This is a genomic window from Stenotrophomonas sp. 2YAF26, assembly GCF_052114625.1.
Classification (GTDB): domain Bacteria; phylum Pseudomonadota; class Gammaproteobacteria; order Xanthomonadales; family Xanthomonadaceae; genus Stenotrophomonas; species Stenotrophomonas indicatrix.
In genome coordinates this window covers 66,294-88,132 of the sequence record NZ_JBFRFC010000007.1, presented here as the reverse complement: position 1 = coordinate 88,132, position 21,839 = coordinate 66,294, and the positions used below count along the sequence as shown (strand labels likewise).

17 protein-coding genes, 1 pseudogene and 1 riboswitch are annotated in these 21,839 nt (G+C 66.4%); of the genes and pseudogenes, 14 read left to right on the top strand and 4 right to left on the bottom strand.

What is annotated here, in order from left to right:
- The first annotated feature begins 154 nt into the window (after positions 1-154).
- Positions 155-3,607, top strand: coding sequence for a hybrid sensor histidine kinase/response regulator (locus tag AB4Y98_RS09395; protein ID WP_442244233.1), 3,453 nt, complete (start codon positions 155-157; stop codon positions 3,605-3,607).
- Positions 3,608-3,679: 72 nt separating this feature from the next.
- Here AB4Y98_RS09395 and AB4Y98_RS09390 read toward each other — a convergent pair whose 3' ends face one another.
- The 3 genes from AB4Y98_RS09390 to acs all read right to left on the bottom strand — a co-directional run bounded on the left by AB4Y98_RS09390 (position 3,680) and on the right by acs (position 7,318).
- Entirely contained in the window at positions 3,680-4,255 is a 576-nt protein-coding gene (locus tag AB4Y98_RS09390) for a manganese efflux pump MntP (protein WP_032976929.1), read from the bottom strand.
- An 89-nt stretch (positions 4,256-4,344) separates the two neighbouring features.
- Positions 4,345-4,434, bottom strand: a riboswitch (yybP-ykoY riboswitch).
- 193 nt (positions 4,435-4,627) lie between these two features.
- On the bottom strand, positions 4,628-5,293 hold the full coding sequence (locus AB4Y98_RS09385) for a response regulator transcription factor (RefSeq protein ID WP_006477308.1): 666 nt from the start codon (positions 5,291-5,293) through the stop codon (positions 4,628-4,630).
- Between the two features lie 81 nt (positions 5,294-5,374).
- Positions 5,375-7,318: an acetate--CoA ligase gene (gene acs / locus AB4Y98_RS09380; protein ID WP_025878776.1), complete on the bottom strand. Its 1,944-nt coding sequence runs from the start codon at positions 7,316-7,318 to the stop codon at positions 5,375-5,377.
- Positions 7,319-7,563: 245 nt separating this feature from the next.
- On the opposite strand from acs, the gene AB4Y98_RS09375 reads away from it, so the two are divergent.
- The 4 genes from AB4Y98_RS09375 (at position 7,564) to xth (ending at position 13,322) form a co-directional block, all read left to right on the top strand.
- Positions 7,564-8,985: a DcaP family trimeric outer membrane transporter gene (locus tag AB4Y98_RS09375; protein WP_442244232.1), complete on the top strand. Its 1,422-nt coding sequence runs from the start codon at positions 7,564-7,566 to the stop codon at positions 8,983-8,985.
- 111 nt (positions 8,986-9,096) lie between these two features.
- Positions 9,097-10,752 carry an MFS transporter gene (locus tag AB4Y98_RS09370; protein ID WP_025878778.1) on the top strand — a complete coding sequence of 552 codons (1,656 nt, stop codon included), beginning with the start codon at positions 9,097-9,099 and terminating at the stop codon, positions 10,750-10,752.
- Positions 10,753-10,923: 171 nt separating this feature from the next.
- Positions 10,924-12,333 (top strand): coniferyl aldehyde dehydrogenase, encoded by a 1,410-nt coding sequence (locus AB4Y98_RS09365; protein WP_442244231.1) that lies wholly within the window; start codon positions 10,924-10,926, stop codon positions 12,331-12,333.
- A 221-nt stretch (positions 12,334-12,554) separates the two neighbouring features.
- Positions 12,555-13,322, top strand: a complete 768-nt coding sequence (gene xth / locus AB4Y98_RS09360) for an exodeoxyribonuclease III (protein ID WP_280884351.1) — start codon at positions 12,555-12,557, stop codon at positions 13,320-13,322.
- Between the two features lie 72 nt (positions 13,323-13,394).
- Here xth and AB4Y98_RS09355 read toward each other — a convergent pair whose 3' ends face one another.
- Positions 13,395-13,646, bottom strand: a complete 252-nt coding sequence (locus tag AB4Y98_RS09355; RefSeq protein WP_025878785.1) for a GlsB/YeaQ/YmgE family stress response membrane protein — start codon at positions 13,644-13,646, stop codon at positions 13,395-13,397.
- Between the two features lie 84 nt (positions 13,647-13,730).
- On the opposite strand from AB4Y98_RS09355, the gene AB4Y98_RS09350 reads away from it, so the two are divergent.
- The 9 genes and pseudogenes from AB4Y98_RS09350 to AB4Y98_RS09310 form a co-directional block, all read left to right on the top strand.
- Positions 13,731-14,330 carry a 4'-phosphopantetheinyl transferase family protein gene (locus AB4Y98_RS09350; RefSeq protein ID WP_099785896.1) on the top strand — a complete coding sequence of 200 codons (600 nt, stop codon included), beginning with the start codon at positions 13,731-13,733 and terminating at the stop codon, positions 14,328-14,330.
- Positions 14,331-14,369: 39 nt separating this feature from the next.
- Positions 14,370-15,008, top strand: coding sequence for a 16S rRNA (guanine(527)-N(7))-methyltransferase RsmG (gene rsmG / locus AB4Y98_RS09345; protein ID WP_442244230.1), 639 nt, complete (start codon positions 14,370-14,372; stop codon positions 15,006-15,008).
- Positions 15,009-15,120: 112 nt separating this feature from the next.
- Complete coding sequence (locus AB4Y98_RS09340; RefSeq protein WP_025878788.1) at positions 15,121-15,918, top strand: ParA family protein; 798 nt, start codon at positions 15,121-15,123, stop codon at positions 15,916-15,918.
- Positions 15,918-16,841: a ParB/RepB/Spo0J family partition protein gene (locus tag AB4Y98_RS09335; RefSeq protein ID WP_025878789.1), complete on the top strand. Its 924-nt coding sequence runs from the start codon at positions 15,918-15,920 to the stop codon at positions 16,839-16,841. The genes AB4Y98_RS09340 and AB4Y98_RS09335 overlap by 1 nt, the downstream gene beginning before the upstream one ends.
- Positions 16,842-16,983: 142 nt before the next feature.
- On the top strand, positions 16,984-17,709 hold the full coding sequence (locus tag AB4Y98_RS09330; RefSeq protein ID WP_032976777.1) for a suppressor of fused domain protein: 726 nt from the start codon (positions 16,984-16,986) through the stop codon (positions 17,707-17,709).
- A gap of 64 nt (positions 17,710-17,773) precedes the next feature.
- A complete protein-coding gene (locus AB4Y98_RS09325; RefSeq protein ID WP_442244229.1) occupies positions 17,774-18,739 on the top strand; it encodes an NAD-dependent epimerase/dehydratase family protein in 966 nt (321 codons plus the stop codon).
- Positions 18,740-18,829: 90 nt separating this feature from the next.
- A complete protein-coding gene (locus AB4Y98_RS09320) occupies positions 18,830-19,552 on the top strand; it encodes a glycosyltransferase family 2 protein (RefSeq protein ID WP_230111203.1) in 723 nt (240 codons plus the stop codon).
- On the top strand, positions 19,552-19,899 hold the full coding sequence (locus AB4Y98_RS09315) for a lipid-A-disaccharide synthase N-terminal domain-containing protein (RefSeq protein WP_025878793.1): 348 nt from the start codon (positions 19,552-19,554) through the stop codon (positions 19,897-19,899). Before AB4Y98_RS09320 ends, AB4Y98_RS09315 begins: the two co-directional genes overlap by 1 nt.
- A gap of 245 nt (positions 19,900-20,144) precedes the next feature.
- A pseudogene (locus AB4Y98_RS09310) lies at positions 20,145-21,821 on the top strand (DUF885 domain-containing protein); the annotation flags it as partial.
- Between the last annotated feature and the right edge of the window lie 18 nt (positions 21,822-21,839).

Below are 21,839 nucleotides of genomic sequence, written 5' to 3'. Positions count from 1 at the left end.
CACCTCTCCCTCTGGTGGGTGCCCACCGTTGGTGGGCACGGACGCCTCTGTCACGACCAACGGTCGTGACCCACCTTTGCGACCCTCCGTCGTGACCTACCATCACGATCAACGGTCGTGATCTACTGGCCCCTCCTCCGACGGAAACACGCGCTTGGTCTCCAGCTGGATCCTGCTGCTGGTCTCGGTTGCCTACGCTGCGCTGCTGTTCGGCGTGGCGTGGTGGGGCGACCGTCGGCCGATGTACCCGGACCGGCCGTGGCTGCGGCCGGTCGTCTACAGCCTGGCGCTGGCGGTGTACTGCTCGTCGTGGACCTTCTACGGCGCAGTCGGTACCGCCGTGCGCAACGGCGTGGGCTACCTGCCGATCTACATCGGCCCGCTGCTGCTGCTGCTGTTCGGCTGGCGCATCATCGAGCGCCTGGCGCTGATCGCGCGCAGCCAGAACGTGGTCTCCATCGCCGATTTCATTTCCTCGCGCTTCGGCCGCTCGCGGCGGCTGGCGGCGCTGGTGGCGATCATCGCGCTGATCGGCATCATTCCCTACCTCGCCCTGCAGTACAAAGCGGTGGCGATGAGCCTGCAGGTACTGACCGGCAACACCGGGCCGACCGGATTCTTCAGCGATCCGGCCCTGTATGTGGCGTTGCTGATGGCGCTGTTCGCCACCCTGTTCGGTACCCGCCAGGTGGACGCCACCGAACACCACCACGGCATGATGCTGGCCATCGCGCTGGAGTCGGTGATCAAACTGGTGGCGATGGTGGCGGTGGGCGTGTTCGCCTATGTCTGGCTCAGCGACCGCAACGAGGCGGTGGTGGAGTCGGTGCATACGCTGTTCACCGGGCTTCCGCCGGTGGGGTTCATTTCGCAGACGCTGCTCAGTTTCCTGGCCATCATCTGCCTGCCGCGCCAGTTCCATGTGGCGGTGGTGGAGTGCGGCGATGTGCGCGATGTGCGCCGCGCGCGCTGGATGTTCGGCGGCTACCTGGTGCTGATCTCGGCGATGGTGCTGCCGATCGCCACCGCCGGCGTCAGCCTGTTCGGTACCGGAAGCGGCGTGGCCGACGACTCGATGGTGCTGGCGTTGCCGCTGGCCGAGGGTCGCAACGCGCTGGCACTGATCGCCTATATCGGCGGGTTCTCTGCCGCCACCGGCATGGTCATCGTGTCCTCGATCGCGTTGGCGACGATGGTCAGCAACGATCTGGTGATGCCGGTGCTGCTGCGTCGCAGTGGCGATCACCAGGAAGCGGCCGATGTCGCCTCGCGGGTGCTGTGGATCCGCCGGCTGGCGATCCTGCTGCTGGCACTGATGGCCTACAGCTACTACCGCAGCAGCAGCAACGACAGCACGCTGGCCTCGTACGGACTGATGGCGTTCGCCGCGGTGGCGCAGTTCGCGCCGGGCCTGATCGGTGGCCTGTACTGGCGCGGCGCCAGCCGTCGTGGCGTCGAGACCGGCATGCTGCTCGGCTTCGCCACCTGGCTGTACACCCTGCTGCTGCCGGCGATGACCATGGCCGGCTGGATGGATGCAGGCTGGGTGCAGCATGGTCCGTTCGGCATCGATTGGCTGCGGCCGCAACAGCTGTTCGGCATGACCGGCTGGGACCCGCTGACCCACGGCACGTTCTGGTCGTTGCTGGTCAACGCGGCGACGATGATGCTGGTGTCCGCGCGTTGGCGCCCCGGCGTGGATGAGCGCTTGCGCGCTGCACCCTTCCTCGATCCCTATGCCGAGCGGCCTTCAGTGGCCGGTGGTTGGCCGGGCCACGTGCACGTGGGTGACCTGCTGGCACTGGCCTCGCGCGTGGTCGGCGAGCGCCATGCGCGGCGCTCGTTCTTCGAACAGGCGCAGTCGCTGGGGCGCGAGCTGCAGTCCTCGGCGCCGGCAGACCGGCCGTGGGTGCAGTTCACCGAGCGCCTGCTGGCTGCATCGATCGGTGCGGCGTCCGCGCGCCTGCTGCTGACCAGCCTGCTGCGCGGCTCGGGCATGGACCTGGGCGAAGTGGTGGCGGTGCTGGACGAAGCCGGGCAGGAACTGCGCTTCAACCGCGAGATCCTGTCGACCACCCTGGAAAACATCAGCGCCGGCGTCAGCGTGGTCGACCCGGACATGCGCCTGACTGCCTGGAACCGGCGCTACCAGGACATGTTCGGCTACCCCGACGGCATGCTCTACGTGGGCCGGCCGGTGGCTGACCTGATCCGCTACAACGCCGAGCGTGGCGAGCTGGGCGAAGGCGACATCGAAATGCAGATCAACCGCCGCATCGGTTACATGCGCGCCGGTTCGCCGCACGTCTTCGAGCGCACCCGCAGCGATGGCAAGGTGATCGAAATGCGCGGCCAGGCACTGCCTGGCGGCGGCTACGTCACCAGCTACAACGACATCACCGACTACAAGCACGCCGAACGCGCGCTGCTGGAAGCCAACGAAACGCTGGAACAGCGCGTGGCCGAGCGCTCGCATGTTGCGGAAGTCGCACAGCAATCGAAGACCCGCTTCCTGGCGGCGATCAGCCATGACGTGCTGCAGCCGTTGAATGCGGCGCGGCTGTTCGCTTCGGCGCTGCGCGACAGCGACCATGTCAGCGACGAGCAGCGGCACCTGGCCGAACGCGTGGATGCGTCGCTGCGTGCGGCCGAAGAGCTGCTGGATGGGCTGCTGGACGTGTCGCGGCTGGATGCTGGTGGCCTGCATCCGGTGATCGGCGAATTCGATGTCAGTGCGTTGATGCGTGAGCTGGCCGCGCAGTACACGCCGGTTGCGGCCGGGCGTGGGTTGCGGCTGGATCTGTTCGCGCGTACCACCTGGGTGCGCAGTGATCGCCGCCTGCTGCGCCGCGTGCTGCAGAACTTCCTGGCCAATGCATTGCGCTACACGCGGCAGGGGCGCATCGTGCTGGCCGTGCGCCAGCGCGGCGACGAAGTGGAACTACAGGTGTGGGATACCGGCCCCGGCATTCCCGAACACCACATGCGACAGATCTTCGACGAGTTCCACCGCTACCAGCAGCCGTTCGACTGGGGCGAGCAGGGCCTGGGCCTGGGCCTGTCGATCTGCCAGCGCATCTCGCGCCTGCTTGACCATCGTTTGAATGCACGCAGCCGGGTTGGCAGTGGTTCGATGTTCTCGATCATCCTGCCGCGGGTGGCGCCGTTGCCGGGATATACCGAAGCGCTCATCGTGACACAGGCCGCACCGCCGGTCCGCAGTGATTCGCTGGCCGGCCTGCGCGTGCTGTGCGTGGACAACGACGAGGAGATCCTCGATGGCATGCGCGCGCTGCTGGGGCGTTGGCAGGTGCAGGTGATCACCGCATCGACGGTGGACCAGGCGCTGCAGAAGATTGCCGAGCGTCCGCAGGTGATGCTGGTGGACTATCACCTGCACGATCGCATGGATGGCCTGGACGCACTGGTCGCACTGCGCGAGGCGGCGGGCTATCCATTGCCCGGTGCGTTGCTTACTGCCGATGGCCGCGATGAACTGAAGCGGATGGCACGCGAGCGCGGCTATCGCCTGTTGACCAAGCCGATCAAGCCGGCGTCGCTACGTGCCTTCCTGGGTGCGCTGCGGGACACCCGCAACAACGACTGAATCCACGCCACACGCGGATGACGAGCCCGGTAGCGCCGGCCGCTGGCCGGCAACCTCGCAATCGCCGGCAGGTTACGCCACGCCGTGCAGGTGTTCGTACAGGATCGTCGCACCGATGATCACCAGGATCACGCCACCGATGATTTCGGCGCGCTTGCCGACCATGCTGCCGAGTGCGCGGCCGAGCATGATGCCGGCGGTGACCATGGTCAGCGTGCACAGGCCGATGACCGCCGCCATCACGCCGATATGCACGTCCATGAAGGCCAGGCCGATGCCCACTGCCATCGCGTCGATGCTGGTGGCGAAGCCGGTCAGTGCCAGCTTCCAGAAGCCGTGATGCTGCGACGGATCCTCATCGTCCTCGCCGCTGTCAGGGCGCAGGCCGTTGTAGATCATGTGGATGCCCAGTGCGCCGAGCAGGCCGAAGGCGATCCAGTGGTCGAAGGCTTCGACGTACTGCAGGGCGGCACGACCGAGCAGCCAGCCGATGATGGGCGTGATCGCCTCGATGACGCCGAAGATGATGCCGGCGCGCAGCGCATCACGGAACACCGGCCTGCGCATGGCGGCACCCTTGCCGATCGCCGCGGCGAAGGCATCGGTGGACATGGCAAAGCCGATCAGGAGGATCGAAACAGGAGACATGGGCGGCAGCAGAAGGTCGGGCAAGGACGGACGCACGGCTCGCGCTCGCGCCCAACCTGACGTTGCGCGCGCGGGCCGCTGGTCTCGCCAACCATCATGGTTGTCCACGCCACGGCGCACTGGCCGAGTATGTTGACGTGGACGATTCCTGCGTAGGAATCCGGCTACTCCCCAAGGGGACGCGAAGCTTAGCACCGCGATCCGCGCGTGGCGCATTCCGTGCGAAACGCGCAGGCACGGCTGGTTTGTATAGCGATGGCTATATCACCGCGAAGTGGTGGCGCCGGCCGAAGCGGAATCCGGTAGTGCCGGCCGCTGGCCGGCAGCTCAAACAGTTTCACGCGGTTGCCGGCCAGCGGCCGGCACGAACCCTCAGTCTTCTTCCGGTGGCAGCACGATGGCGTCGTCGTCGATCGCCAGCTTGCCGGCCATCAGCACCGCTTGGGTGCGGTTGGTCACGCCCAGCTTGCGCAGGATCGCGGTCACGTGCGCCTTGATCGTCGCTTCGGAGACATTGAGGTCGTAGGCGATCTGCTTGTTCAAGCGGCCCGCACCCAACATCTGCAGCACGCGGAACTGCTGCGGGGTCAGCTCGCGCAGACGCTGGCCGACTTCGCGTTCTTCGCTGCCGGTCGGCGGCACGTTGTGTGCTTCCGGCGGCGCCCAGGTCTCGCCATCGAGGATGGTGCCGAGCGCATGGCCGATGGTGTCCGAATCGGCGGATTTCGGAATGAAACCCAGCGCACCATGGTCGAGTGCACGGCGCATCACCGTGGCTTCTTCGCGTGCGGAGACCACCACCACCGGCAGGTGCGGATGCAGCGAGCGCATGTGCACCAGTGCGTTGAAACCCTGTGCGCCGGGCATGTTGAGATCCATCAGGACCAGGTCGGCGTCGTTGTGCTGGTCGGCCAGCGCATACAACGCTTCCACGCTGTCGGCCTCGAACAGTTGAACGCCCGGAATGACCCGCTGCACGGCACCCCGCAGGGCTTCGCGGAACAACGGATGGTCATCGGCAATCAGGAGGGTGGTCATGGTCGGGGGGAACCGTGGGGGGAAAGCAGATGGGGTCAGAGCCCTTTCCTTGTGGAAAGGGATCCGACCCCGGGTAGCACATCAACGGACCTTGCGCTCGTCCACCAGCGACGCCACGACCGATGGATCGGCCAGGGTCGAGGTGTCGCCGAGCTGGTCCGGTGCGTTCTCGGCGATCTTGCGCAGAATGCGGCGCATGATCTTGCCCGAACGGGTCTTCGGCAGGCCCGGCGCCCACTGCAGGTGGTCGGGCGTGGCGATCGGCCCGATCTCCTTGCGCACCCAGGCGACCAGCTCCTTCTGCAGCTCGTCGCTGGGTGCCTCCTCGGCCACCAGCGTGACGTAGGCATAGATGCCCTGGCCCTTCACGTCGTGCGGGAAGCCGACCACGGCGGCCTCGGCCACCTTCGGGTGCGAGACCAGCGCGCTTTCCACTTCGGCGGTGCCGATGCGGTGGCCGGACACGTTGATCACATCGTCCACGCGGCCGGTGATCCAGTAGTAGCCGTCTTCGTCGCGGCGGCAGCCGTCACCGGTGAAGTAGCTGCCCGGGTAGGTGCGGAAGTAGGTGTCGATGAAGCGCTGGTGGTCGCCGTACACCGTGCGCATCTGGCCCGGCCAGGAGTCACGGATGATCAGGTTGCCTTCGGTCGGGCCGTCCTTGATCTCGCCATCGGCATTGACCAGGGCCGGCTGCACGCCGAAGAAGGGCAGGGTGGCCGAACCCGGTTTCAGATCCATCGCACCGGCCAGCGGCGAGATCAGGATGCCGCCGGTCTCGGTCTGCCACCAGGTATCGACGATCGGGCAACGGCTGTCGCCGACCACTTCGTAGTACCAGCGCCAGGCTTCCGGATTGATCGGTTCGCCGACGCTGCCAAGCAGGCGCAGCGAAGCGCGCGAGGTCTTCTTCACCGGCTCCTCGCCTTCGCGCATCAGCGCACGGATGGCGGTGGGGGCGGTGTAGAAGATCGACACCTTGTGCTTGTCGATCACGTTCCAGAAGCGCGAGGTGTCCGGGTAGTTCGGCACGCCCTCGAACATCAGCGAGGTCGCGCCGTTGGCCAGCGGGCCGTACACGATGTAGCTGTGGCCGGTGACCCAGCCGACGTCGGCGGTGCACCAGTAGATGTCGTCCTCGCGCAGGTCGAACACCGCTTCATGGGTGTACGCCGCGTACAGCAGGTAGCCGGCGGTGGTGTGCAGTACGCCCTTCGGCTTGCCGGTGGAACCGGAGGTGTAGAGGATGAACAGCGGATCCTCGGCGTTCATCGGTTCCGGCTCGCAGCTGGCCGGCTGGCTGTCGACCACATCATGGAACCAGCGGTCGCGCGGGGCCTGCATGTCCACCGCACCGCCGGTGTGGCGCACCACCAGCACGGTTTCCACGGTATTGGTGCCGGGCAGCTTCAGCGCCGCATCGACGTTGGCCTTCAGCGGAATCTTCCGGCCACCGCGCAGGCCTTCGTCGGCGGTGATGATCAGCTTGCTCTGGCAGTCGCTGACACGGTCGGCGATCGAATTCGGGGCGAAGCCACCGAACACCACCGAGTGGATCGCACCGATGCGCGCGCAGGCCAGCATGGCCACGGCAGCGTCGACGATCATCGGCAGGTAGATGGTGACCCGGTCGCCCTTCTTGACGCCCAGGTTGCGCAGCGCGTTGCCGAGACGGCAGGTGCGCTCGTACAGCTCGCGATAGGTCACGTGCTGGGCCGGCGCGTCCGGGCTGTCCGGCTCGAACAGCAGGGCCGTCTTGTCGCCGCGCTTTTCCAGCTGGCGGTCCAGGCAGTTCACGCTGGCGTTGAGCTCGCCATCTTCGAACCACTTGATGTGGAAGTCGGACAGGTCGTAGCTGACGTTCTTGATCTTCGTCGGCTTGCGCGACCAGTCCAGCCGCTCGGCGGCCTTGCCCCAGAACGCATCCGGATCGGACACCGAGGCCTGGTACTGCTGTTCATAGGTGTTCTTGTCGATACGCGCCTTGGCGGCGAACTGCGGATCGACAGGGTAGAGATCAGCCATGGCACCCTCACTTGCACGTTGACTTTGTGTGTGCAGCCGCAGCATTGCAGCAGCCGTTCCCCCTCAGTTTGCCCCATCCACCCCCGGTCGCGTCACCACTTCGGTTAGACCTTGGTCGAAAGTCGGGCCCCTGCAGGCCCGGGTTCGACCAATGGCCAATAGCCGGTGCGTGCAAACGCCCCGCAGTCTCGGCTCGACCGTGCCCCACGCGCGGCATCACCTTGCCACTTGGGAGAGAGGGCAACATGAGCCACCGTACGTTGAAAGCCGTGCGCACACCTTTGGCGGCCTGCCTGTTGGTCGCCCTGGTCGCACCGGGCATGGCGTTCGCTGAGACCGCCAAAGAGAAGGCACTGGAGTCACGCGTCGCCGAGCTGGAGCGGCAGGTGCAGGCGCTGCTGGCGTCGCAGCAGCAGCAACAGACCCAGATCGTGCAGACCCAGCAGGCGGTCACCGACGTCCGCACGCTGCAGGCCGAACAGAAGCCGGCGGTGCCTGCGGGCAAGCAGCCGATCCAGGTCACCACCATCACCCCCGGCGCGGCGCCGGGCACCACGGTCAAGATCGGCGGTTTCATCAAGGCCGATTTCCTGGCCACCCAGACCAGCGATGGCCAGCTGGCCGACGATGCCACCGGCCGCTCGCTGTACCTGCCCGGGCAGACCCCGGTGGAAGGCGCCGGCGGCAGCGGCAAGCGCTCGGATGTGGACTACAACGCCCACGCCAAGTTCTCGCGCTTCAACCTGGGCATCGACAACGTCAGCGAGTCGGGCAACAAGGCCGGCGCGTTCTTCGAGATGGATTTCTTCGGCAACTCGCTGGGCAACCAGACCGCCACCAACACCTATGGCGTGACCCTGCGCCATGCGTACATGTACTGGAACAACTGGATGGCCGGCCAGACCTGGTCGAACTTCATGGATGCGGCGTCGTTGCCGGAAGCGGTCGACTTCGTCGGTCCCACCGATGGCGTGATCTTCGTGCGCCAGGCGCAGGTGCGCTACACCCAGGGCGGCTTCAGCGTCGCGCTGGAGAATCCGGAAACGACCACCCTCACCGGTACGCGCAATCCGGTCACCGGCGCCTGGACCAATGCCAGCGCCAATTCCGATCGCGGCAGCCTGCCGGACCTGACCCTGCGTTATGGCTGGAAGGGTGACTGGGGCACGTTCGGTGTTGGCGGTATCGTCCGTCAGCTGAAGGTCGACAACCAGGCCACCGGCGCAAAGGCCGACAAGGTGGCCGGTGGCCTGACCCTGGGCGGCAAGTGGGTGATGGGTGACAGCGATTCGCTGCACTACCAGTTCACCGGTGGCGAGGGCATCGCCCGTTACATCGGCCTGGGCATCACCGCCGATTCGGCCTATGACGTGGCCCGTGACGAGCTCAACCCGACCGGTGTGATCGCCGGTTACGTCGGTTGGCGCCATGCGTTCTCGCCGAAGCTGCGCACCAACCTGATCTACGCGCGCAGCGACTACGACAACGACAGCATTCTCGGCCCGCTGGTGACCAAGAGCGTGCAGAGCATCCGCGGCAACATCTTCTATTCGCCGATGCCCAAGGTCGATGTCGGTGCCGAGCTGATGTACGGCAAGCGCGAGATCGAGAACGGCAACAAGGGCGACATCACCCGTCTGCAGTTCACGACGAAATACAGTTTTTAAATGAGTGCCGACCAACGGTCGGCACCTACCGAGATTGAGTGCCGGCCATGGTCGGTATCTACCAAGACTGCGTGCCGACCAAGGTCGGCACCTACAGAGGGGAAGGGTCCCATGTCCACAACACCTGCACCGGCGAAAGCCCAACTTACCCAGGGACACAAGAAGGTCATCTTCGCGTCCAGCCTGGGCACCGTTTTCGAGTGGTACGACTTCTTCCTGTATGGCTCGCTTGCGGCGATCATCGCCAAGCAGTTCTTCAGTGGCGTCAATGAAACCACGGGCATGATCTTCGCCCTGCTGGCCTTCGCTGCCGGCTTCTTCGTGCGACCGTTCGGCGCGGCCTTCTTCGGCAGCCTCGGCGACCGCATCGGCCGCAAGTACACCTTCCTGGTCACCATCCTGATCATGGGCATCTCGACCTTCCTGGTCGGTGTGCTGCCCAACTACGCCTCGATCGGCTTCGCCGCGCCGGTGATCCTGATCATCCTGCGCCTGGCCCAGGGCCTGGCCATGGGCGGTGAGTACGGTGGTGCGGCGACCTACGTGGCCGAACACGCGCCGGACGACAAGCGCGGCCTGTACACCAGCTTCATCCAGTGCACGGCCACCCTCGGCCTGTTCATGTCGCTGCTGATCATCCTCGCCTGCCGCTACTTCCTCGGCAACGAAGCGTTCGAAGCCTGGGGCTGGCGCATTCCGTTCCTGGTCTCGATCGTGCTGCTGGGCGTGTCGGTGTGGATCCGCCTGCAGCTGAGCGAGTCGCCGCTGTTCCAGCAGATGAAGTCGGAGGGCAAGGGTTCCAAGACGCCGTTCCGTGACAGCCTGAAGGGCGGCAACCTGAAGCTGATGCTGCTGGTGCTGCTCGGCGCCGCAGCGGGCCAGGCGGTGGTCTGGTATGGCGGCCAGTTCTACGCGCTGTTCTTCCTCAGCAGCATGCTGAAGGTCGATGCCACCACCTCCTACCTGCTGATCGCCGCCGCGCTGGCGCTGGGCGTGCCGTTCTTCATCTTCTTCGGCTGGCTGTCCGACCGTATCGGCCGCAAGAAGATCATCCTGGCCGGCTGCCTGCTGGCCGCCATCACCTACATCCCGATCTTCAAGGGCCTGACCCACTTCGCCAACCCGGCCATCGAAGAAGCCCGCAGCAGCTCGCCGGCGCTGGTCGTGGCCGACCCGACCACCTGCTCGTTCCAGTTCGATCCGGTTGGCCTGCGCAAGTTCACCAGCTCCTGTGACGTGGCTACCGCTGCGTTGACCAAGGCCGGTGTGCCGTATGACGTGCAGCCGGCCGCTGCCGGTTCGCTGGCGATGGTCAACGTGGGCAGCGCCAGCGTCACCTCGTACGAGGCCGCCGGCCTGACCAAGGAAGAAGGCAAGGCCAAGGCCGATGCATTCGGTGCCGAGCTGAAGACTGCACTGACCGGTGCCGGCTATCCCGCCAAGGCTGATGGTTCGCGCATCAACTACGCAGGCACGATCCTGATGCTGTGGCTGCTGGTGCTGTACGTGACCATGGTCTACGGCCCGATCGCCGCCTACCTGGTCGAACTGTTCCCGACCCGCATCCGCTACACCTCGATGTCGCTGCCGTACCACATCGGCAACGGCTGGTTCGGTGGCTTCCTGCCGGCGATCTCGTTCGCGCTGGTGGCCGGTACCGGCAACCTGTACTACGGGTTGTGGTACCCGATCATCATCGCGCTGATGTCGGTGGTGATTGGCGGCCTGTTCCTGCGCGAGACGAAGAACGTGGACATCACCAAGTAACGGTGGTTTCCATGCAATGAAGGAAGGCCGCGGTGCAGACCGCGGCCTTTCTTTTTCTGGTAGTGCCGGCCGCTGGCCGGCAACTGCACGATGCCTGCCGAAGATCCATGAGGCTGCCGGCCAGCGGCCGGCACTACCATTACATTGCACAGCACGCCGTATAGTCGGCCCATGACCACCACCGCCCCAGCCGACCTCCCCGTCATCCTGCACACCCTGCGCAGCGCCTGGCAGTCGCTGCGCCCGTCGCTTGACCAGCGCGAAGCCGACCTGCGTCGCCTGCGCGCGGCGTTGAAGGACCGCATGGACGAAATGGCTGCGGCCATCGCCGAGGACTTCGGCCATCGTGCCCACGTGGAATCAAAGGTGGCCGATGGCATGAGCGTGCTGTCGGCCATCGACCACCTGCGTCGCCACCTGCGGCGCTGGTCGAAGCCGCAGCGGGTGGGCGCCGGCTGGCGACTATGGCCGGCGCGCGCGCAGCTGCGGCCGATGCCGCTGGGCGTGGTCGGGGTGATCTCGCCGTGGAATTATCCGGTCACGCTGGCGTTGGTGCCGCTGGCCACCGCGATTGCCGCTGGCAACCATGTGCTGTTGAAGCCTTCGGAGCACACCCCGCGCACCAGCGCGTTCCTGGCCGATCTGCTGGCCAGCGTGTTCCCGCCCGATCGTGTGTCGGTGGTGCAGGGTGACGCGGACGTGGCCGCGGCGGTGTCTTCGCTACCGCTGGACCACCTCGTGTTCACCGGTTCCACCGCGGTCGGCCGCAAGGTGATGGCGGCGGCGGCGGAGCATCTGGTGCCGCTGACGCTGGAACTGGGCGGCAAGTCGCCGGCGATCGTCTGCCGCGATTTCCCGTTGGACAAAGCCGCCGCGCGGCTGGCCACCGGCAAGTGGTTCAACGCCGGCCAGACCTGCATAGCGCCGGATTACGTGCTGATCGACAGCGTGCGCCAGCGTGAGTTCGTGCAGGCGCTGCAGCAGCAGGTGCGCGAGCGCTATGGTGATTTCAGCGATGCCGACGACTACACGCGGATCATCAACGAGGGCCAGTACCGGCGCCTGCAGGGCTATCTGGCGCAGGCGCGCGAACGCGGCGTGCCGGTGATTGCGCTGGCGCCGGTGGATGACGCGCGCGCCGATCGCGAGCGGCTGCTGGTGCCGACCGTGGTGCTGGACCCGCCGGATGACCTGGACCTGATGCGCGATGAGATCTTCGGCCCGATCCTGCCGGTGCGCGCCTATCCGGACCTGGATGCGGCGCTGGCCGACATCGTGGCCCGCGACCGGCCACTGGCGCTGTATCCCTTCAGCCACGACACGGCCACGGTGGAGCGCATTCTCGGCCAGGTGCTGGCCGGCGGGGTCACGGTCAACGACACGCTGCTGCACTTCGCCGCCGATGGCTTGCCGTTTGGTGGGGTGGGCGCCAGCGGCATGGGCGCGTACCACGGGCGGGCCGGGTTTGATGCGATGAGCAAGCTGTTGCCGGTGCTGTGGCAGTCGCGCTGGGCGGCCAGTGATCGGCTGCGGCCGCCGTATTCGAAGATTGCGGGGTTGTTGAAACTGCTGCTGCGATGAATCCAGGCAGGGCGTGCAACCAGTGGTAGTGCCGGCCGCTGGSCGGCAACTTCATGACCCTCCGGCGGGGACCTGCAGCTGCCGGCCAGCGGCCGSCACTACCGCTAGGGGCCAACCCGTGCGGCCGGTTCCGGTAGGGGCCAACCTTGGTTGGCGCGCGTGAACCCCAAGCGCCGACCAAGGTCGGCCTCTACCAAAGCCCACCCGGGTAGAATGCCCGCATGAAGATCGCCTCGTGGAACGTCAATTCGCTCAATGTCCGCCTGCCGCACCTGGAGCAGTGGCTCAAGGACTTCGGCCCGGACATCGTCGGCATCCAGGAAACCAAGCTGGAGGACCACAAGTTCCCGGACTCGGCGCTGGTCGCCGCCGGTTACCGCAGCGTGTTCGCCGGGCAGAAGACCTACAACGGCGTGGCGCTGGTGTCGCGCGAGCCGGCGCAGGACGTGCAGATCGGCATTCCCGGCTTCGAGGACGAGCAGAAGCGGGTCATCGCCGGCACCTTCGGCGACCTGCGGGTGATCAACCTGTACGTGGTCAACGGCCAGGACGTGGGCACCGACAAGTACGAGTACAAGCTGCGCTGGCTGGAGGCGGTGCACGCGTGGATCGCCGAAGAACTGCAGCGGCATCCGAAGCTGATCGTGATGGGCGACTTCAACATCGCCCCCGATGCGCGCGATGTACATGACCCGGAGGTGTGGAACGACAACCACATCCTGACCTCCACTGCCGAGCGCGGCGCACTGAACAAGCTGCTGCAGCTGGGCCTGCACGATGGTTTCCGCCTGCACAACGATGAGGCCGGCACCTTCAGCTGGTGGGACTACCGCGCAGCGGGTTTCCGCCGCAACCTTGGCCTGCGCATCGACCTCACCCTGGTTTCCGATGCGCTGAAGGGCAGTGCGGTGGCCTCGGGCATCGACCGCGAGCCGCGCACCTGGGAACGCCCCAGCGATCATGCACCGGCGTGGGTACAGCTGGGCTGAAACAACGAGGCCCGGCGATGCCGGGCCCCGTCCTGATGCGTTTGCCGGCTTGCGGCCGACACCACCACGCCGTCAGCGTATGCTCTTGCGGGTGAACAGGTTGACGATCGCCAGCAGGATCACCGCGCCGATCAGCGAGAACAGGAACGTGCGCAGGGTGATCGCTTCATTGATGCCGCCGCCGAACAGCCAGCCGGAAATCAGTGCGCCGACGATGCCCACCACGATGTTGAGGATGATGCCCTGCTGGCCATCGCGCTTCATGATGATGCTTGCCAGCCAGCCGACGATGCCGCCGACGATCAGCCAGATGATGATGCCCATGATCGACTCTCCGGTGGATAACCGCGTCCAGTTGACGCGCAGTGCCGTGAACCCGCTGTGCAATCCTGTGACGGGCGCGTGCGGATGAGCCTGCCAGCCACCCTTGAGGGCCCCTGGCGGTTTGGTCCGGTTACCGTCTGGCGCTGCCCGCACGTCCCCGGCCAGCGCGGTGAGCCGCAGGCCCGGCAGGTGCTGGCACAGGCCCTGGGGGGCGAGCCGGATGCGCTGCCGCTGGTGCGCGACGACAAGGGCCGGCCGGAACTGAGCGGCGCGCTCGCCCACTACGGCACCGGCTGGAGCCACAGCGGCGAGGTGCTGCTGGTAGCGCTGGGCGAGGGTGTGCGGCTGGGCGTGGACCTGGAACTGCTGCGGCCGCGCCCGCGCATGCTGGAAATCATCCAGCGCTTCTTCCATCCCGACGAAGTGGCGTGGCTGCAAGGCTTGGACGAGGCCGACCGCGAACATTGGTTCTTCCGCGTCTGGTGTGCCAAGGAAGCGATGCTGAAGGCACACGGGCAGGGCATTTCCTTCGGCCTCCACCGCCTGCAGCTGGCCCCGGCCAACGATGGCGCCCTGCACCTGCGCTGGTGCGACCCGGAGCTGGGCGAGGCCGCGCGCTGGCACCTGCACGAATGGCAGGCCAGCGGACAATTCCGCGCCGCATTGGCCTGGTATCCGCAGTGAATCGGCGAATCAACAGCGAAAACCGGCGATAATGCCGGCATGAGCGAACACGATCTTCCCGCCGGCGTAGCGACCACGCTGCAGCAGGGCCTGGCCAGCATGGGCCTGGCCGCCGAGCTGGCCCCGCCGCTGCTGCGCTACCTGGCGCTGCTGCACCGCTGGAACGGCACCTACAACCTCACCGCCATCCGCGATCCGCAGGAAATGGTCACCCGCCATCTGCTCGATTCACTGGCGATGCAGCCGTTCGTGGCCGATGGCAGCCTGGCCGACCTCGGTACCGGCCCCGGGTTGCCGGGCATCCCGCTGGCGATCGCCTGCCCGGGCCTGCATGTCACCCTGGTGGAAAGCAACGGCAAGAAGGCCCGCTTCATGCGCGAGGCCGTGCGCCAGCTGGGCCTGGGCAATGCCCGCGTGGCCGAGTCGCGCGCCGAAGCGCTGGCCGAGCCGGGCAGCTACGACCAGCTGACCGCGCGCGCGATGGACACCCTGGCCGGCATCGTCCGCGTCGGTGGCCACCTGCTGCGCCCCGGTGGCGTGTTGCTGGCCATGAAAGGCGTCTACCCGCATGAGGAGATCGCAGCGCTGCCGGCCGGTTGGCAGGTACGCGAGGTGGTCCCGCTGAGCGTGCCCGGCCTGGCCGGTGAACGCCATCTGGTCACCGTCACAGGTCCCTGAACCCCGCCGCCCGCCCCTTGTGGAACAAGCGGTTGGCGATCCACGATTTCCGCACGGGCCCGGTTGTACGCATAATGACCGGTCCCAGCACACGTCGACGAGGCACACCCGCATGGCCCGCATCATCGCCATCGCCAACCAGAAGGGTGGCGTCGGCAAGACCACGACCGCCGTCAACCTGGCCGCTTCCCTGGCCAACGCACCCAAGCGCGTGCTGTTGGTCGACCTGGATTCCCAGGGCAACGCGACCATGGGCAGTGGCGTGGACAAGCGCGAGCTGGTCTCCTCCACCTACGATCTGCTGCTGGGCGAGTCCAGCGCTGCCGACGTGCGCGTGCAGACCGCCGAAGGCTACGACCTGCTGCCGGGCAACATCGACCTGACCGCAGCCGAGATCCAGCTGATGGCGCAGAGCGAGCGCGAGCAGCGCCTGAAGCGCGCGTTGGCGCCGATCCGCGACGAGTACGACTACATCCTGATCGACTGCCCGCCGGCACTCTCGCTGCTGACCCTGAACGCCCTGGCCGCCGCCGATTCGGTGATCGTGCCGATGCAGTGCGAGTACTACGCGCTGGAAGGCCTGAGCGCGCTGGTGGAAACCATCGAAGCGCTGCGTGCCAACCTCAACCCGGCGCTGGAGATCGAAGGCGTGCTGCGCACCATGTTCGACGTGCGCAACAACCTGGCCAATGCCGTGTCGGCCGAGCTCACCGAGCACTTCGGCGACCGGGTGTTCCGCACCATCGTGCCGCGCAACGTGCGCCTGGCCGAGGCGCCCAGCCATGGCCAGAGCATCGTCGGCTACGATCGTGCTTCGCGCGGCGGCGTGGCCTACCTCGGCCTGGCCGGCGAGATCATCCGTCGCAACAACGAACGCAACAAGGCCACCAAGGCCGTGGAGACCGTCTGATGACCAGCAGCAAGCCTGCAGCCAAGAAGCGAGGCCTCGGCCGCGGCCTGGACGCACTGCTCGGTCCGAAGGGCGCGGTCAGCCAGGTGCAGGCCAGTACGGCGGTGATCGAGCCGCTGCCCGGTGAAGTGCTGCGCAAGCTGCCGGTAGGCCAGCTGCAGCCGGGCAAGTACCAGCCGCGTCGCGAGATGGACCAGGGCAAGCTGTCCGAACTGGCCGACTCGATCAAGTCGCAGGGCGTGATCCAGCCGATCCTGGTGCGCCAGCTGCCGGCAGGCAACTTCGAGATCGTCGCCGGTGAACGTCGCTGGCGCGCCTCGCAGCTGGCCGGCCTGGACGAAGTGCCGGTGGTGGTGCGCGAGCTGGAAGACCGCACCGTCATCGCGATGGCGCTGATCGAGAACATCCAGCGCGAAGACCTCAACCCGCTGGAAGAAGCCGAAGCGCTGCAGCGCCTCATCAGCGAATTCACCCTGACCCATGCCGAGGCCGCCGAGGCCGTCGGCCGCTCGCGCGCGGCGGTGTCCAACCTGCTGCGCCTGCTGGAGCTGCCGATCGCCATCCGCCTGCTGCTGGAAACGCGCCGGCTGGAGATGGGGCACGCCCGCGCGCTGCTGACGCTGGCCCCGGAACTGGCCAGCAAGCTGGCCCAGGAAGCGGCCGATGAAGGCTGGTCGGTGCGCGAGGTCGAGCGCCGTGCGCAGGCGTTTGCCGCCGGCAAGGTGCCGAGCAACCGTCCGCAGCCGGTGGCCAAGGTGCAGCAGGCCGATATCGCCTCGCTGGAAACCGAGCTGTCCGAAGTGCTGGGGACTTCCGTTGCCATCAATCATGGCCGCGGCGGCAAGGGCAAGCTGATCATCCATTACGCCAACCTGGACACGCTCGATGGCGTGCTGGAGCGGCTGCGCACGCGCCAGGGCTGACCCCGGCGCATCTTCATGGGCGCACGGCCTGTTCCTGCCGTGTGCCGTCGATTGCAGGGAACGCACCGCCGCGCGTGCCGGAGGCCGCGTCGTCCACCGCAGGTGGGCCGCTCCGCCCCGTGGCTCATCCAGGGAGCAGGACATGACCATTGAAGTAGACGACGTCAGCCCGGGCGGCAGCCCGATTCTCGTGCACAGCCGCGAGAAGGACTTCACCCCGGCCCAGGGCGAGTCGCACATCGAGGAGATCAGCGCGCACATCGAGCGCCATCTGGGCCCGATCTCCGGGGTCTTCCATGAAATCATCTCCGATATCGTGCACATCGACGTGCATGTGGTGCCCGCCACCGACGAGTGCCCGTACCTGCGGCTGGTGACCTCGGGCATGAGCGATCTGCCGATGGCCGTGCCCGACGAGGTGGACGCCCCCCGGCACATGGAACTGATGGTGACCCTGCCGGCGGATTGGCCGATCACCCAGGATGCCTTCGAGGATGAGCGCAACTACTGGCCGGTGCGGCTGCTGAAGACCCTGGCGCGGCTGCCGCACGAGTACGACACCTGGCTGGGCTTCGGCCACACCATTCCCAACGGCCATCCGTCCGAGCCCTATGCACCGGGCGTGGGGTTCGATGGGGCCATCGTGCTGCCGCCGGTCACGACCCCGGACGACTTCGGCACGCTGGCGCTGGAAGACGGCACCACCATCGAGTTCATGGCGATCGTGCCGCTGTACCCGGAAGAGATGGACCTGAAGCTGAAAAAGGACTCGGAAACCCTGCTGGACCGCTTCGATGCGAAGAACATCCAGGATGTCATCCAGCCGGGGCGCACCAATGTGGCCAAGAAGCGTTTCGGCCTGTTCTAGGCCCTGCGCGTACCATCAGACGCCATCACTACTGAATTGACCGTTGAATTCCAGGCTCACCGCAATGACCATCCTGCTCACCGGCGCTGCCGGCTTCATCGGTGCCTACACCGCTCGTGCCCTGCTTGATGCGGGCCAGTCGGTGGTCGGCCTGGACAACTTCAACGATTACTACGACCCACAGATCAAGCGCGACCGCGTGGCCGCGCTGTGCCCGACGCTGGATCTGCGCACGCTGGACCTGACCGACCGCGACGGCCTGGCCGCGCTGTTCGAGGAAGTGCAGCCGACCGCGGTGATCCACCTGGCCGCGCAGGCCGGCGTGCGCTATTCGCTGGAAAACCCGCACGCCTACGTCGACAGCAACCTGGTCGGCTTCGTCAACATGCTCGAGCTGTGCCGCCACCGTGGCGTGCAGCATCTGGTGTATGCGTCCAGCAGTTCGGTGTACGGCGATTCGGCCACGCCGCCGTTTTCCGAAGACCAGCGCGTGGACCAGCCGCGCTCGCTGTACGCCGCTACCAAGGCCGCCAATGAACTGGTGGCCTACACCTACGCACAGCTGTATGGCCTGCACGCCACCGGCCTGCGCTTCTTCACCGTGTATGGCCCGTGGGGCCGGCCGGACATGGCGCCGCTGCTGTTCTCGCGCGCGGTACTGGCTGGCCGTTCGATCGATGTGTTCAACGAAGGCCGCATGCAGCGCGATTTCACACATGTCTCCGACATCGTGGCCGGTATTCTCGGCGCCCTCGCGCATCCGGCTGATGGTCCGGTGCCGCACCGGGTGTTCAACCTCGGCAACCACACGCCGGTCGAGCTGGAGCGCTTCATCGGCGTGATCGAGCAGGCCGCCGGTCGCCCCGCGCAGAAGGTCTACAAGCCGATGCAGCCGGGCGACATGGTGCGCACGATGGCCGATACCCGGCGCGCACATGACGCATTTGGCTACGAACCGGTCATGCCGATCGAACAGGGCCTGCCGCCGGTGGTGCAGTGGTGCCGCGAGTATTTTGCTGATCGCGCCTGAAAACCGATCCTCACGCCGCCGGATTCATCTTCGGATAACCTCGGCTTCGGAAAATGCGCGGTCTTTGTCCCTCCTTGGCCGAGTCCCCCCATGAGCCAACCCGAGCTGTCCGTTGTCGTCCCTGTATTCAACGAGCGCGACAACGTCGCGCCCCTGGTGGCCGAAATCACCGCTGCTTTGCGCGGCCGGCTGCCGTTCGAGATCGTCTACATTGATGATCATTCGCGCGATGACACCTTGGCCGTGCTGCAGGGCCTGAAGGCCACCACGCCGGAGCTGCGGGTGCTGCACCACGTCTCGCAGAGCGGGCAGAGCACCGCAGTGCGTACCGGCGTCAAGCACGCGCGTGCACCGTGGATCGCCACCCTGGACGGTGATGGCCAGAACGATCCGGCCGACATCCCCAAGCTGCTGGAGGCCCGCGGTGCTGCCGATGCCCAGGTGAAGCTGTTCGCCGGCTGGCGCGTCAACCGCCAGGACAGCGGCAGCAAGCGCTGGGCCAGCAAGTGGGCCAACGCCATCCGCGCGCGCATGCTGCGCGATGACACCCCCGATACCGGCTGCGGCATCAAATTGTTCGAGCGCAATGCCTTCCTCGACCTGCCGTATTTCGACCACATGCATCGCTACCTGCCGGCACTGATGCAGCGCGCCGGCTGGAAGACCACCAGCGTGCCGGTCAACCATCGCCACCGCACTGCCGGCGTGTCCAAGTACAACAATCTGGGCCGCGCGCTGGTCGGCATCCGCGACCTGCGCGGCGTGGCCTGGCTGATCACCCGCAGCAAGCGCACCGCGGTGGAGGAGCGTTGATGGACCTGGAGCTTCACTGGCTGGACCAGCCGCTGACCTGGTTGTACTGGACCGGCCTGCATGTGACCGGCTGGAAGCTGATCGGCTACACCGGCGCATTGATGTTCGGTGGCCGCTGGCTGGTCCAGTTCGTTGCCTCCAAGCGCGCCGGCAAGCCGGTGATCCCGCGTCTGTTCTGGTACATGAGCGTGGTCGGCAGCCTGATGACGCTGAGCTACTTCCTGTTCTCGGCCAAGCAGGATTCGGTGGGCGTGCTGCAGAACCTGTTCCCGGCGTTCACCGCCTTGTACAGCCTGCAGCTGGACATCAAGCATCGCGGCTGGAAGCGGGACAAGGCCAGTCACTGACGCCTTGGTAGATGCCGACCTTGGTCGGCGCTGGTTTTCTCCGGGAGCCAACCAAGGTTGGCAGCTACCAGAGCGGCCACGCAGGCGCCGCCGTGCCCGGGTGATGCCGACCTTGGTTGGCCCGATGCGTCCGCGGCAGGAGCATCCACGCATGGCGTGGATCTACTGAGGCAGGACCTTCGTCCCATGCCATGCGCGGTGCGGGGTGCCATGATCGGGGTCTGCCTTCCCGGGAACCTGTGCTCGTGAAAACCCGTCTTGCCGTAGCCCTGCTGATCGCCCTGTCTGCCCCTGCCGTGGCCCTGGCCGCACCGCCCACCGCCACCGCGCCGGCCAGCGTGGCCACTGAGTCGCCCGCCGATGCCGCCTTCCGCGCGCTGTACGAGAAGGAATGGAAGTGGCGCCAGCAAGGCGGCGGCGAGGCCAGCGAGGACGAAGACGCGCCGGCCAACGCCACCCGCATGCCCGACGTCGGCCCGGCCGCGCAGCAGGCACGCTTGGAGGTATGGGACGAGACCCTGGCCGCGCTGAAGAAGATCGACCCGAAGACCCTGTCGCCCGACAACCAGGTCAACTACGCGATCTACCGCGACCAGGTGTTCAACCTGGCCGAAGAAGTGCGCCTGCGCGGCTACGAGATGCCGTTCAACGCCGACTCCTCGTTCTGGTCCAACCTGTCCTTCATGGCCCGGCGCGAAATGAAGACCGTGCAGGACTACCAGAACTACATCGCGCGCCTGAATGATGTGCCGCGCTACTTCGACCAGCAGACCGGGAACATGCGCGCCGGCCTGAAGCGCGGCTTCAGCGTGCCGCGTGCGGTGCTCGATGGTCGCGAGGTGTCCATCGCCACCGTCGCCGAGCTGAAGGATCCGACCGAATCGCCGTTGTACGCGCCGTTCAAGAAGCTGCCCAACACCGTCCCGGTTGCCGAGCAGGCCAAGCTGCAGGCACAGGCCCGCGCGGCGATCAGCGGCAAGGTGGTGCCGGCGTTCCAGCAGCTGCGCACGTTCTTCGTCAACGAGTATGTGCCGCAGGCGCGTACCACCCTGGCCGCCGAAGCGATGCCCGACGGCAAGGCGTACTACAAGCAGCAGATCCACGAATACACCACGCTGGACCTGTCGCCGGACGAGATCCACCGCATCGGCCTGGATGAAGTGGCACGCATCCAGAAGGAAATGAACGACATCATCAAGCAGGTGAAGTTCAAGGGCAGCTTCGCCGAGTTCCTGACCTTCCTGCGTACCGACCCGCAGTTCTATGCCAGGACGCCGGAAGAACTGCTGTCGCGTGCCGCATGGATCTCCAAGCGTGCCGATGGCCAGCTCGGCAAGTACATGACATTGCCGCGCGCGCGCTTCACCATCGTGCCGGTGCCGCCGGATATCGCGCCGTTCTGGACCGCCGGCCGTGGTGGCATGGGCACCTATTGGCTCAACACCTACAACCTGCCGTCGCGCCCGCTGTACAACCTGCCGGCGTTGACCCTGCACGAATCCGACCCTGGCCATGCGCTGCAGGGTGCCATCGCTGCCGAGCAGAAGAACCTGCCGGAGTTCCGCCGCAATGCCTACATCTCCGCCTATGGCGAAGGTTGGGCGCTGTACTGCGAGAAGCTGGGCGTGGAAATGGGCATCTATGAAACCCCGTACGAGGATTTCGGTCGCCTGACCTACGAGATGTGGCGCGCCACGCGCCTGGTGATCGACACTGGCGTGCACAGCAAGGGCTGGAGCCGCGAGCAGGCGCTGGCCTACCTGCGTGACCACACGGCGCTGAGTGAGCACGAAGTGACCACCGAAGTGGATCGCTACATTTCCTGGCCGGGGCAGGCGTTGAGCTACAAGCTCGGCGAGATCGCCATCGTGCGCCTGCGTGCGCAGGCCGAGAAGGAGCTGGGCGACAAGTTCGACGTCAAGGGGGCCGGCAACCTGCAC